The sequence below is a fragment of the Geitlerinema calcuttense NRMC-F 0142 genome, assembly GCF_030285425.1.
In genome coordinates, this window is sequence record NZ_JASVEJ010000013.1 from 24,679 (window position 1) to 37,067 (window position 12,389).

Sequence of the window (12,389 nt, forward strand, 5' to 3'; positions counted from 1 at the left end):
CCATTCAGCTTGAGTAAGATTGCACTGGAATTGTAACTAAATTTTAGGAAGGATTATCTGTAATTTGGGTATTCTTTCCTGGTTAACTGACAAAACTCTTTTGCCCTCATCCCCAACCCTTCGCCCATTGGGAGAAGGGAGTTAATCAGCGATGAGCGTTCCCTCTCCTATGGGAGGGCGGTTCGGACAACACCTTAATCAGATTTGTCAGTCAATCAGGTATTCTTTCAGCATTTTTTGTCAGTCCAATTCTACAGACACCGAAGCATCGCGCCGAACATGGATAAAATGCGAGAGATTTTCAAAGGTATCGTCATGGCTAATCACAAAAAGCTGACGGAAGGTTTGGATTTGACTGCCGCTTCCTGAGAGCCTTGCGAGCGCATCGGCTAGCTGACGGCGACGCGGGAGATCCATATTGGTTGTCGGTTCGTCAAAAAACGCAATATCAATATCAGCAATGATACGGAGGAGCGCTAACCGAACTGCCAGTGCAGCACACATCTGTTCGCCGCCAGACAAGCTTTTAAAACCGCGCCGATGTCCGTCTTCTTGGACAACAATTTCGTAATCTTCTGTCCACTCTAAGGCAACATTTTGACGGTTAAGGAGTTCGCGGAAAAGCTTATCGGCTTCGCGAGAAATTTCTTCGAGGTAGAATTTTGTAATTCGGGGCGAAGCTTGGTTATAGAAGCTCCGAGAGTCGGTAATAAATTTGAGCGTTTGTTGACATTGCTGGAGCCGCGTGGCTGCGCGATCGCGCTCTTGTGCGAGTTGTTTATACTGCTCGATTTGTTGTTGAATTCGAGCCAATTCGCTGCGTTTGGGGGCAAGGCTGCCTTGAATTTGGGCCTGTTGTTGAAATTTGAGGTGATATTCGGTTTCGAGGTTTTCTTGCTGTTGGGGATCGAAGCTGGCTGTTAAACTATCGCGTTCGACTTGTAAGGCTTGGTGCTGATTTTCTAAGTCTTGCAGTTGGGCGATCGCACTTTGCAATTCGGCTTCAAGTCGGGGACAATGTTGGGCGGCTTCTTCGTGTTTGAGGTAGTCTAAATATTGGGGTTGATGTTGAGTCTTGATTTGATTACATTCTTCAATTTGACGATCGAGTTCGTCAAAGGAACGTAGTTGTTCTTCTAGGGTTTGAATCTCTTGCAGGAGTTTTTCTTTAAGCTGTTGCGCGCCGCTATATTTCTGTTGAATGTTGGCGAGTTGTTGAATTTCTTGGGCAAGAAGTTCGGCTTGAGCGCGGGGATTTTTTAAGGCGGCGAGTTGTTGGCGAGTGGCTTCTAATTGCTTGACAATCTCTGGTTCTTGTGTTACCTGAAAAGTGAGTTTACTGAGGTGCGATCGCCGCTCTTGAATTTCGGTTCCTAGCTGCTTTTGGTCTTGTAATTTTGCGGCTAAACTAGCAAAATCGGTTCGACATTGATAAGCCGTATTCAGTTGTCCTTGTAGCGCTTCTAAATGCTGCTGAAGCTGTTGAGGAGACGTTTGCTGATGCAGATCGTTAAGAATTGCCTGGAGAGATTCTAACATCTCTGAATGAGATAGATCGGCTAATTCAAAAGTATTTTTGACTTGGGTTTGGAGTTGAGGATAGGAATCGAGTTGTTGTAGAGTTTGTTGCAGTTGAATTAAATAGCGATCGCGCTTTTGTTCGTTCCGCTTGACTAACTTCGATAAACTCTCCTTAAATTGTTGGGCGGCGGCGATCCGACTGAGCTTTTCGCTGACTGTATTTTGTTGTTTTTCTAATTCTGGAATTTGGCGAACGATTGCTTCTAAACTGCGGAGTTTTTCAATACTTTCCTGAAGAACAGTCAGCTTGTCTTGCAGTTGCAAAAGTTCTGCTTCTACCCTCTGTTTATCCCGTTGAGCAGATTGAACCTCCTGCAACGTTTTTTCTTGTTGAATGCATTCTAATTCATGGGTTTCTTGACGTTCAATTAAAGGTTGAAAGCGGTCGAGTTGGGCTTGGTAGTCTTGAGCGCGATTGACCTTATCTTGAAGCAATTGTAAATCAATTTCAGATTGATTTAAGCGTTGAATATATCGTTCTCGTTGTTGAAGAAGAGTCTGACGTTCAGATTGCAGCTTGGTGAATTGCTGAAATTTAGCTTCAGCCTCCTGATACGCCAAATATCCCGGACGAGTAGAAATACAAACTTGCAAGCTTTCCTGTGCTTTTTCTAGAGATTGCTGGCGAATTTGATTGGCTTGTAATTGACTAGAAATTTGAGCCTTTGCCGTTTGCAAGCGACTTTCTAAAGATTGAATGGTCTTGGCAAGTTGAGCAAATTCATCTCGCGTTTGTTTTAATACTGCCAATTGTTGAGTTAGCGTTTCTAGTTCAACCTCATCTGCTTCAATTGCTAAAATGAGTTGCTGGCTTTCGTGTTGCAGTTCGTCCCAATTTTGTAATTGTAGTTCGTAATGATTAATAGCTTGTTCGAGTTGGCTAACTTGAAGCTTGGCGTGGTTTTCTAAATCCCTTCCTTGAGTAAAAGCCTGCTTGTATTCTTCAACCTTCAATATAGGGTCAAAAATCTTTTTGCGATCGCCCGGTTTCCTCAAAAAATCCGTCGTCAGCGTTCCTTGAGGAATTCCAATCGTTTCTGAAAATAACTTTGATAGTTCCGTATTTTGCCCTACCCCCAGATGTTGGCGCAACCAGAGGGTGACATCCTCAACCTTTGTGTAATCTAACTTACGCTTCAGTTGAGGATCGTACAGTTCGTAGCCGCGCTTAGTACAGCGCTGAATTTGATAAGTTCTACCATCCAAACTGGAAATAAACTTAACCACAACTTGGGCTTGAGAACAGCCTTTGCGGATCAACTCCTCCTTGCTGTAGTCGCTGTAGTTAAACAACGTCCAAGCGATCGCTTCTAGGATACTGGTTTTTCCTGCCCCATTTTCCCCGCAGATCGCATTGGTTCCCGCCTCAAACTCAAAATAGCTTTGGCGATGAGACTTAAAATTTTCCAGTTGAACGGAGAGAATTTCCATAGTTTAAAACTCAATTCCGGGTTGCGCCTTGATCCCCTGTTCGCGGAAAGGGTGTTTAATTAAGGTCATTTCCGTTACTAGGTCAGCTTGCTCGATCAGTTGAGGTGGCGCGCCGCGTCCGGTTAAGATCGCATGAGTTTGTGCTGGCTTGCGCTTCACCCCTGCCAATACTGTATCGACATCCAAATAACCCAGCTTAAGGGCGACATTAATCTCATCTAACAAAACGAGCTTAAATTCGGGGTTGAGAATGTATTCTAGGGCAGTTTCCCACGCCTGGGTTGCTTTTTCGATATCGCGATCGCGATCTTGAGTTTCCCAGGTAAAGCCTTCCCCCATTGCGCGAAACTCCAGTTGATGCGGAACCCAAGGACTAAATGCCTGTTTCTCCGCCGGTTCCCAAGCCCCTTTGATAAATTGTACGATCGCCACTCGATAGCCATGTCCGAGCGATCGCAGTACCATTCCTAAAGCCGCAGTGGTTTTGCCCTTACCATTTCCAGTATTGACCACAATTAGCCCCTTTTCTTGGGAAGCCTGCGCGAGGCGTTGTTCCTGAACTTCCTTGCGGCGCTGCATTTTCTGGCGGTACTGTTCAGATGTGAGGGAACCAGGAGAAGATGACCGATCCATAGACTCAAACTCTCAACGAGGGTTTTCTAATATCGTGGCAGATTTAGGCGGCAAATTTGCCGTCCAGTGAATTTCTATCTTAGGGAGAGGTTCTAGCCAAAACCCTCGCTTTTTCAGGGATAGCAGTCCTTTTTGGGTGCGATTCGCGAAGCGATCCGCTTTGCGGAATCGCCAAACCTTATCCGAACTTTAAGTAAAATTATTGAGCTACTTCAGCAACATCAATGCTAGAGTGAGATTGCTCATCCTTAAGTTCAGGTTGCAAGACAAAATTGGTATTCCCTGCCCTGACCGGATACCCTTGGAGACCTTCATGGTATCTGGAGATGAAACTCAAACGCAAGCGCAAGTGCGATCCCGCTCTCTCTTGGGCGGATCGTTGTGAAGCACCTAGTATAAGCTGACCGACCTGTAACTTCAGGTTCGTTAAACTCTACGAAATGTAGATAGCACGAACTGGGTCGGTCAAGCTCTTATGGTAGGACTGATTGTCTCGTCTACTCCTACAAGAGCGAAAATTTTTCCCCACAATAAAGGGCGGCGTTGAAGTAACGCACCTGCTCGCCAACAGAGGGCTATTGATTTGGAGATCCTCTCCGTTAATGGCAATCATCTGGCGAATTTAGCCATGCGGCTCAGTTTTTTGCTGTTGAGATTCTAAAAATCCTCAATAGCAGATATCTCTTGCTCCTGGCTATCTCAAACGATGGGGATCGACACGTACACTTTCAATTTCTTTTATGCTATTCGCCTTATTTGGAGTATCGAAATGTCAAAACTACTCAACCATAGAATTGCACCCTCCCCCATGCCCACTGAGATCGGCGTCGTCGATCTAATTGACGGTTATTTTACCGCTTATAATTCAGCGCGGCTGCGGGAAATTTGTCACCTGCTGACTCGCGAAGTCATGCAACCGGGCGTTACAGTCGGCGTGAGTTTATCGGGAGCCATGACACCTGCCGGGTTTGGCGTAGGTGTATTAGCCCCCTTGATCCGCAACGGGTTCATTGACTGGATGATCAGCACGGGTGCGAACCTGTACCACGATATGCACTACGGACTGGGGATGAGCTTGTATGCAGGCAGTCCGTTTGCTGATGATGTTAAACTGCGCGATGAAGGTCGGATTCGGATTTATGACATCGTGTTTGGCTACGATGTGCTGTTGCAAACCGATGCCTTTATTCGGGAAATCTTACGCGCTCCTGCTTTCCAAAAGCGCATGGGAACCGCAGAATTTCACTATTTGTTAGGTAAGTATGTTTGGGAAGTGGAAAAACGCTTAGGCGTTCAAAATTCCTGCCTGCTGGCGACTGCTTACGAATGTGGCGTCCCCATCTACACCTCTTCGCCTGGGGATAGTTCCATTGGCATGAACGTGGCAGCTTTGGCGCTGGAAGGATCTCAGTTAGTTATCGATCCTTCTTTAGATGTTAACGAAACAGCAGCGATCGCCTATGGGGCCCGCGAGTCGGGTATCCCGGAAGTAGAAGGCAAAAGCGCTGCTGTGATTATCGGTGGCGGCAGTCCGAAAAACTTCTTGCTGCAAACCCAACCCCAACTTCATGAAGTGCTAGGTTTGGAAGAACGGGGACACGACTACTTTGTCCAAATTACTGATGCACGTCCCGATACGGGCGGTTTGTCGGGTGCAACGCCTTCGGAAGCAGTCAGTTGGGGTAAAGTTGACCCGAATGAACTCCCCAGTACGATTGTTTGTTACACCGATAGCACGATCGCACTACCCATTATTACCGCCTATGTGATGCAGCAATGCCAGCCGCGATCGCTCAAGCGTCTTTACGATCGTCGCGAAGAATTACTCGCTAAACTTCGGGAAGACTACGAAGCCGCAAAACGCCAGCCCGTCGAACTTCCACCCATTCCTGTTTTTGAAGAGGTTGCAGCGGAACCCGTCGCCACCTATCCTTGTGGCACTCCGATCCGCAAAAAACGTCACTAATCAATAGTTAACCTCTCCTTTACTGATCCTCCTCTCTATCTGGCGATAGGGAGGACTTTTTTTAGTGCTGAGTGCTAAGGAAGATCTTCTTGAACTACCGCCAGTCATCTAGGGCAAAAATATCGGGGCGGTTATAACCCCCGTCGTGGGGTTGAAGCATGGTAACGCCTGTGACTTCGGTGCGGAAACCTCGGTTCACCATTTGTTGGTAAGCGGCTTGTCGTCCAGAATTGACACCCGCCACTAGGCGCGATAAACCTTGGGTAGCGGCGACGGCTTCGCACAAGTTGAGGAGTTGCTCAAAGCGATCGCCTGCTTGCCTTCCCGGTCGGACGGCCCCAAACTTAACATAACAGGTATCGCTTCCGGCTTCCGTTCCTGCCCCCCAGTGGCAAACGGCAAAACCCGCTAACCCAGACTCATCCCATAACAATAGAGTATCGCCGAGGTTGAGGCTAGAAACAATTTGAATTTCCCCAGATACGTCCAAACCGGGATAAAGGCTATCGGTTAATTCCCTACAGGCTTGTAAGCATTCCTGTTGCTGCGAGGGGGTGAGTTGGGAAAATTGTGCTTCGTTAGAAACCGCTTGGTGGGAGTTGACTGTTTTTCCCATCACCATAGTGAGATAGTTGGGCCAAAACCCAAATTTTTGATACAACCCATGATGCAACGGGCTATTGGGAAAGGTAAATAACCCGGTTTGCTGGTTATTCCATGCCTCAAAGCGATCGCACGCAGCCCGCACAAGCTGTTTGGCGACTCCTTGTCCCCAAAAGTCGGGATGAACGCTTAACGGGCCAAAATAGCCAAAACTCCCCCAATTCACAGCAATAATAGAACCCACCAATTGACCGTCAACTTCTGCCGCAAAAGCCGCACGAGGGTCTGTTTTCCAGCGATGGTGAAAATATCCCGCATCCCCACAAAATTGCAGCGGATCGGCAAGTTTAATAAAGGTACCAAACGCCAAACGGAAAATGCGATCGGCTTCCTGAAGTTCGCTTTCTTGCAGTAGACGCACGCTGACATCCATCAAAGTTGCTTTCCTATTTCGTTACGTTCCAGTTAATTAAAGCGAATCTGGCTTCTGTGAATGAATCCCGGCGTACCACATGCATTTGTAGGATACCACTCTCTTCCACTGGTCATCCCTGCCTGTAATTGAATGGCCCGAAATTCTCGAACGGTGCAAAGAACCTCTCCGTTGGGACGGTTTCGTACATTAGAAGGCGGATCGAAGACGACTGCAATGGAGGTACCGGGAGTAAAGCTAGGGGCAGTACAAACCACTTTCATTAAGTCTTCTGTAGCCTGAGATTGAGGATAATTTACGGCTTGTTCGGGAAAAGTTGTCCAACTCCAAGCCGTACAGTTTGCTTGACTTGAAATTCTTTCATTTTCCAAACTGTAAGTGAAGTTGACGCTACGGTTGTTAATTCGTTCAATTGAACAAAGGTTCACAAAAACATTTTGCCCGCCGACAGCTTTTCCCAGAAAATAGTTACAATTTTGAGCCTGACTGGGAAGACCCCAGAAAAGAGCAATCAGGGGTGAGGCAACCCATGCTAGAGTTATAAACTCACAGAATTTAGGTTTCATAGTTCCTCCATCAACACTTAAAAGAAAGGCATCCCAAAATCCGGTTTATCGGGTCGCTGTCCCAGTACCCATTTGTAGACTTCTAGGGTTTGTTGGGCTTTTTTGTCCCAGGTAAACAAGTTGAGGGCGCGATCGCGGGCGCGTTGTCCCAAGGGAGCGATCGCGCTAGGATTATTTGCCAGGTCGGTTAAGATCTCGCGAAAACGCCGGACAATTTCTGTACGCGGCGCGATCGGGACGGTGTAACCTGTATCGGGGGTGACAAACTCGCCGGGGCCGCCATAGTCTACTACAATCGGCACGACACCCATCGCCATTGCTTCAATAACCACTGCACCGCCAAACTCGCGGATGCTGGGGAAACCAAAAATATCAGCTTGGGCGAGTCTTTCTTGAACTTGGGCGTGTTCTAGCCAGCCTGCCAGTTTTACCCCATCTGTCAGGCGTTCTTCAGCAATCAGGCTTTGCAAGCGCGGCATATCCGGGCCATCGCCAATAATTTCGACCGTGAGAAGGCGATCGCGAATCAGGGGTGCAGCCGCTTCTAGCAGCATATCCGCCCCTTTATAGGGAACCAGACGCCCCACAAACACCACTTTGATCGGCGTTTGGGGAACCCCTGTACGCAGGGCATAGCGCTGCGGATCGATAGCGTTTTCCGGGATATAAATGCTTTTCGCCCGATACGGGGCGGGCATTTGTTCCCAGGTATTGCGCGAACCCACTAAAATAGCAGCCGCATCGCGACGGGTGGAACGGTAGCCGGGGAAGAGTTTATAGACATCCCGGACGTAGGACAGCCATTCTTTTTCCTGGCGGCGAACGGTATCGAAGGCTTTGGGCCAGGGTAAGCCGCCATTGAGGGGCCCCACAATGAAGGGAACGCCGACTTGACGGCATTTTCCCCCTAGAATGCTGGGGATGGTGGGGCTTAAGGGGGTAACGCGGTGAACGATATCGAATTCTTGGTTAGCGATCCGTTTGCCAAATTTCCGCCAAACTTGGCGTTCAAAGTAATAGTAGGGGAAAACTGAGAAAGCCATCGCGGTTGTCCAGCCTTTTCCCTCCCCTCCCCGTAGTAGGGATATGAGTTTCTCGATGGGTTGGCGGACGGGTTCGGTATCGATAATGGTAAAGTATTCGCCTTCAACGCATCCCGCCCGCTGGAAGACTTCCCGATTGGGCAGTTCGGTGATAACGTGAGCATCAGTGATATTGGCGATCGCTCTGGTTTGCGACCAGCCCACTAAGGGGACGCTGATCCATTCGGGGTTAGCAATTTGGGCGATCAGCAGGACTCGCAAGCGGTCTTTTGACATGGGAGTCGGTTAGGTAAGGGCGTTAACAATTTTTTGGGCGATGCTATCCCAATTTAAGGTGGTTTGAATTTTCGATCGGGCTGCATCGGACATGGCGGCGAGGCGTTGCGGATCTTGAAGCAGGGAAATGAGGGTTTTTGCGATCGCCTCTGCGGTAAGTTGATCCACTAAAATTCCATTCACCTCTTGTTCGACAATTTCGGGCATTCCATCGCGATCGGAAACAACACAAGGAACGCCATAATTGAGGGCTTCGAGTAAGAATTCTTGGAAAGGTTCGCAATAGGAAGGGGCAACAACAATATCGGTATTGAGGAAAATCTCGCGCAGTTCATCGTGGGAACGAATGCGGCCCGGATTTAAAACACCCGGTTCGTTTATATTAATCTTTTTACCAATAATCACGAGTTGAGCTTGGGGAATCACTTGACGAACTTGCTTAAAGGCTTCTAGAACTAAGGGGCCGCCTTTACGTTCAAAGTCAGAACCGTTAAATAGCAGTTGATAGCTACCAAATTTCTTTTTACCAGTGTAGGGTTCGTGAAAGTGACCCGCAGACGCAACTACCGTAATTTTATCGGGCTTGACGCCATAATCTTCAATTAAGCATTGCTTCACCATCTGACTCATGGGAAACAAATGGGTCGCGTTTTGATAGGCTTTGCGTTCGCATTCCAACCAAGCTTCTAAATCTTTAGCGTTATCAAAAGGACACCAAGGCGACCATTTATCAGCAGCCAGTTTCATGGTGTAATCTAAGTACATCCCGTAGGGAATATCAAAGTTATCCCAAAAGGGACTAAATAAACCAAAAATCTGTAAGACAAAATCGGGTTTGTAGGGAAGTTGACGAATTTTTCTCTCGGCGTTGCGCGATTTGGTAATGTAAGCTTTAGGGTTTTTATGAAAAATTTTATCGGCTTGGCTTAAGGAGACTTTATAAAGAACTTTATAAGCCGTATCTGCTACTTTTTGGGGAAGCTTGTTATTATAGACATCGCCACAGGGTAAGCGTTCTAGACTCTGACAATGGGCTTCTAGGGCTTTGAGGAGATATTGATAGCGATAGAGAAAATTGGGATCGCCTGTTGCAACAACTTGTTTTAGCTGCATCTATAGACCTCGCACAAGAGCGGTTTATTTTTGCTCGTTCTGTCTAATCGTGGAAGTTTGTAAACTCCTGGCACTCTGATGATGGTAGGGAAGTCAAGTTAAGCTAACAAATGCATTCGCTACGTTGATAAACGGTCATCTGACTTTTGACTTCAGGACTTTGGCGATCGTACTGATGGAGAACGTTGATCGTACTGCCATCTTCGTTGACTAAATATCCCTGTTCGTTGAATTTGAGCTTTGATGCTTCACTATAATGCATCGTTAGGATTGGGCCTTGGTAATTATTATAAAATTTCACATTTGGCACTAACCCCTTATGCAAAATATAGTTATGCACGCCTTGATCGATGCCCCAGGTATGGCATTTTAAGGCAAGCATCCGATCGATCATCACTTCTAAATAATTCAAAATGGCATCGCGGCTACCGATCGTTGTTCCCGAACAAGAGGTTCGACAATGACCAATTTCTTGCAAGGCTTCTTTTCCAAATCCTTGGGCGATCCATTCAGTATTCGCATCGCCAACATTTAACGTTTTACCTTCTTCTTCAAAGAAGCAGCAGAGGCGATCGCCAATTTCAAAATCAAACGGATCTCGCTGAAAAATCACATCGCGCACATCCGTTAGCATAATCTTGTCATACTGATGCCCATACTTTGAAAGATAGAGATAGTACAGGGGATAGCGCACGCACATCACATGAACAAACAAGCTAGCAATTTGTGCCTTTGTGCGATAAGAACCGCGTTTTCCAGTCGTTAGCTTTTTAACAATCCAATAATTTAAGCGATTAATGGGATAAAGATTGACCAGGCGATGATAAGGATAAATCTTTTTCATCGCCCACTTGCCGTTACGATATAAGGGCAATTGAAAATAAAGCTCGTTAAACGCTTGCACGTCAACCCCAAACTCGCGAATTCCGGCAATGGTTTCCGGGGCTAGATCGCCGACGAGAAAACAAATATCACCCTCATAGCCCGTATTTCTAAGCGAGAGAAGAAAAGGTTTAATCTTCTCAAAATTATAGGTTTTCACTAAACCCATAACCAGATTTTTTTGAGGCTTTGAATCTTGATTCATAAGTCAGTTGAAGCTACCAGTAACACTTCAGTTTGAGACACTTACTTTCACCCTTGTCTGCTTGAGATCGATAATTTTACCGTTGGTGATTGTTTGACAATTAGGCTAGAGTATTAATCGAGAATTTTTTGGGGAGGCTGTCAGCATTGCGAGGCTGAACTTGTGAAGTCCTGTCAAGCTTTGACTAGCAGTGTGTATCGTCCGTTAAGTTTCTCAAATATAACTCAAAAGTGAGAACAGAAAAGATTTTTAGGGTGCTGAACTGCAAGGGGCTTCCTTGACTCCTTTGATAACCTCCTCTAAGCCCGATCAACTGCCGGATACCTGCAATGCTGAATAAGTATAATGCTACGCTCGAAAAGCTGAGTCCCGGACTGCGTAAGATTTTAGGTAACATTGGCTGGCTATTTGCCGATCGCATTCTTCGCATGGGCGTTGGAGTGATTATCACCGCTTGGCTAGCCCGTTACTTAGGCCCCGACCAGTTTGGCTTACTGAATTATACGATCGCTTTTGTTTCATTATTTACGACCCTGGCGGCATTAGGCTTAGATCAAATCGTGGTTCGCAACATCGTCCGCGATCCCGACTGTAAAGCCGAAACCCTGGGGACAACGCAAGCCTTAAAAGTCTGTAGCGGTATTTTAGGTTACATCCTAGCGATCGGCGCGATCGCCCTTTTGCGTCCAGACGATCCCCTGATTCGCCTGCTAGTCGCCATCATCTCCGGTAGCCTCGTCTTTGAATCTCTCAATACGATTGACTTCTGGTTTCAAACCCAGGTGCAATCTAAATACACCGTCTGGGCGAAAAATATCGCCTTTATCATCATGACGGCGGTTCGCATTCTGTTAATTTCCCTGCAAGCCCCCCTGGTGGCGTTCGCGTGGGCGGCGCTGGCTGAAAGCGCGTTAGGCGGAATTGGCTTAACCGTCGCCTATAGTATCAGTGGCGAAAACCTGCGAACCTGGCAAGTGAACTGGGGACGGGCGCGAGGTTTACTCAAAGATAGCTGGCCGTTAATTCTATCAAACCTAGCAATTATGGTCTATCTGCGGGTTGACCAAGTGATGTTAGGACAACTCGCCACCGATGAGTCTGTGGGGATCTACTCTTCAGCCACCCGCTTATCGGAAGTGTGGTATTTCATTGCGATCGCCATTGTCAATTCCGTGACCCCTAGCATCGTCGAAGCTAAGAACCAGGGGGAAAACGCCTACTATGGCAAACTGCAAAAACTGTTTAACCTGATGGCGGGAATTGCCTATGCGATCGCCATCCCCATGACCTTCCTGTCTACCCCCCTAGTCGTTCTCGTCTTTGGTCAAGAATACGCCCGCGCCGGTGAAGTCCTTTCCATTCACATCTGGGCGGCCCTGTTTACCTTCTTTGGCTGGTCTAAGGGCGTGTGGATCGTCACCGAAGGTCAGACCCTTTTCGCCCTTGTCGCCACCTCCCTAGGGGCAGTGATGAACGTGGGGTTAAACCTGTGGCTAATTCCCCAGTATCGAGAAATTGGGGCAGCGATCGCCACCGTCATTTCCTACGGCTTTACCGATTATGTGATGTGTTTCATCTATCCGCCAACCCGTCGTCTCGCCTGGATCATGACCAAAGCCCTAACCCTGAGTTTCCTGTTCAGGCGATCGTAGAACCG

General features: G+C 47.3%; 9 protein-coding genes. 2 read left to right on the top strand and 7 right to left on the bottom strand.

The window, feature by feature from the left end; genetic code table 11:
* Nucleotides 1-240: 240 nt before the first annotated feature.
* Nucleotides 241-3,012, bottom strand: a complete 2,772-nt coding sequence (locus QQ055_RS03385; protein ID WP_284475966.1) for an AAA family ATPase — start codon at nucleotides 3,010-3,012, stop codon at nucleotides 241-243.
* A gap of 3 nt (nucleotides 3,013-3,015) precedes the next feature.
* Complete coding sequence (gene cobO / locus QQ055_RS03390) at nucleotides 3,016-3,645, bottom strand: cob(I)yrinic acid a,c-diamide adenosyltransferase (protein ID WP_283361814.1); 630 nt, start codon at nucleotides 3,643-3,645, stop codon at nucleotides 3,016-3,018.
* Nucleotides 3,646-4,414: 769 nt separating this feature from the next.
* Between cobO and QQ055_RS03395 the strand changes: the two genes are divergently transcribed.
* A complete protein-coding gene (locus QQ055_RS03395; protein ID WP_283361815.1) occupies nucleotides 4,415-5,611 on the top strand; it encodes a homospermidine biosynthesis protein in 1,197 nt (398 codons plus the stop codon).
* A 94-nt stretch (nucleotides 5,612-5,705) separates the two neighbouring features.
* On the opposite strand, the gene QQ055_RS03400 is transcribed toward QQ055_RS03395, so the two are convergent.
* The 5 genes from QQ055_RS03400 to QQ055_RS03420 all read right to left on the bottom strand — a co-directional run bounded on the left by QQ055_RS03400 (nucleotide 5,706) and on the right by QQ055_RS03420 (nucleotide 10,696).
* On the bottom strand, nucleotides 5,706-6,647 hold the full coding sequence (locus tag QQ055_RS03400; protein WP_283361816.1) for a GNAT family N-acetyltransferase: 942 nt from the start codon (nucleotides 6,645-6,647) through the stop codon (nucleotides 5,706-5,708).
* A gap of 32 nt (nucleotides 6,648-6,679) precedes the next feature.
* Nucleotides 6,680-7,213, bottom strand: coding sequence for a hypothetical protein (locus tag QQ055_RS03405; RefSeq protein ID WP_283361817.1), 534 nt, complete (start codon nucleotides 7,211-7,213; stop codon nucleotides 6,680-6,682).
* Between the two features lie 17 nt (nucleotides 7,214-7,230).
* Complete coding sequence (locus QQ055_RS03410) at nucleotides 7,231-8,532, bottom strand: glycosyltransferase family 4 protein (protein WP_283361818.1); 1,302 nt, start codon at nucleotides 8,530-8,532, stop codon at nucleotides 7,231-7,233.
* Between the two features lie 9 nt (nucleotides 8,533-8,541).
* Complete coding sequence (locus tag QQ055_RS03415) at nucleotides 8,542-9,645, bottom strand: glycosyltransferase family 4 protein (RefSeq protein WP_284475967.1); 1,104 nt, start codon at nucleotides 9,643-9,645, stop codon at nucleotides 8,542-8,544.
* A gap of 103 nt (nucleotides 9,646-9,748) precedes the next feature.
* Nucleotides 9,749-10,696, bottom strand: a complete 948-nt coding sequence (locus QQ055_RS03420) for a hypothetical protein (protein WP_286004235.1) — start codon at nucleotides 10,694-10,696, stop codon at nucleotides 9,749-9,751.
* A gap of 365 nt (nucleotides 10,697-11,061) precedes the next feature.
* Here QQ055_RS03420 and QQ055_RS03425 point away from each other — a divergent pair, with 365 nt between their 5' ends.
* Nucleotides 11,062-12,384: a flippase gene (locus tag QQ055_RS03425; protein WP_284475969.1), complete on the top strand. Its 1,323-nt coding sequence runs from the start codon at nucleotides 11,062-11,064 to the stop codon at nucleotides 12,382-12,384.
* The last annotated feature ends 5 nt before the right edge of the window (nucleotides 12,385-12,389 follow it).

What these genes read in the sequence shown, in the direction of transcription:
- QQ055_RS03420 (WP_286004235.1), bottom strand. Translation starts at nt 10,696, where the DNA reads ATGGGTTTAGTGAAAACCTATAATTTTGAGAAGATTAAACCTTTTCTT.
- QQ055_RS03410 (WP_283361818.1), bottom strand. Translation starts at nt 8,532, where the DNA reads ATGTCAAAAGACCGCTTGCGAGTCCTGCTGATCGCCCAAATTGCTAAC.
- QQ055_RS03400 (WP_283361816.1), bottom strand. Translation starts at nt 6,647, where the DNA reads ATGGATGTCAGCGTGCGTCTACTGCAAGAAAGCGAACTTCAGGAAGCC.
- QQ055_RS03415 (WP_284475967.1), bottom strand. Translation starts at nt 9,645, where the DNA reads ATGCAGCTAAAACAAGTTGTTGCAACAGGCGATCCCAATTTTCTCTAT.
- cobO (WP_283361814.1), bottom strand. Translation starts at nt 3,645, where the DNA reads ATGGATCGGTCATCTTCTCCTGGTTCCCTCACATCTGAACAGTACCGC.
- QQ055_RS03405 (WP_283361817.1), bottom strand. Translation starts at nt 7,213, where the DNA reads ATGAAACCTAAATTCTGTGAGTTTATAACTCTAGCATGGGTTGCCTCA.
- QQ055_RS03425 (WP_284475969.1), top strand. Translation starts at nt 11,062, where the DNA reads ATGCTGAATAAGTATAATGCTACGCTCGAAAAGCTGAGTCCCGGACTG.
- QQ055_RS03395 (WP_283361815.1), top strand. Translation starts at nt 4,415, where the DNA reads ATGTCAAAACTACTCAACCATAGAATTGCACCCTCCCCCATGCCCACT.
- QQ055_RS03385 (WP_284475966.1), bottom strand. Translation starts at nt 3,012, where the DNA reads ATGGAAATTCTCTCCGTTCAACTGGAAAATTTTAAGTCTCATCGCCAA.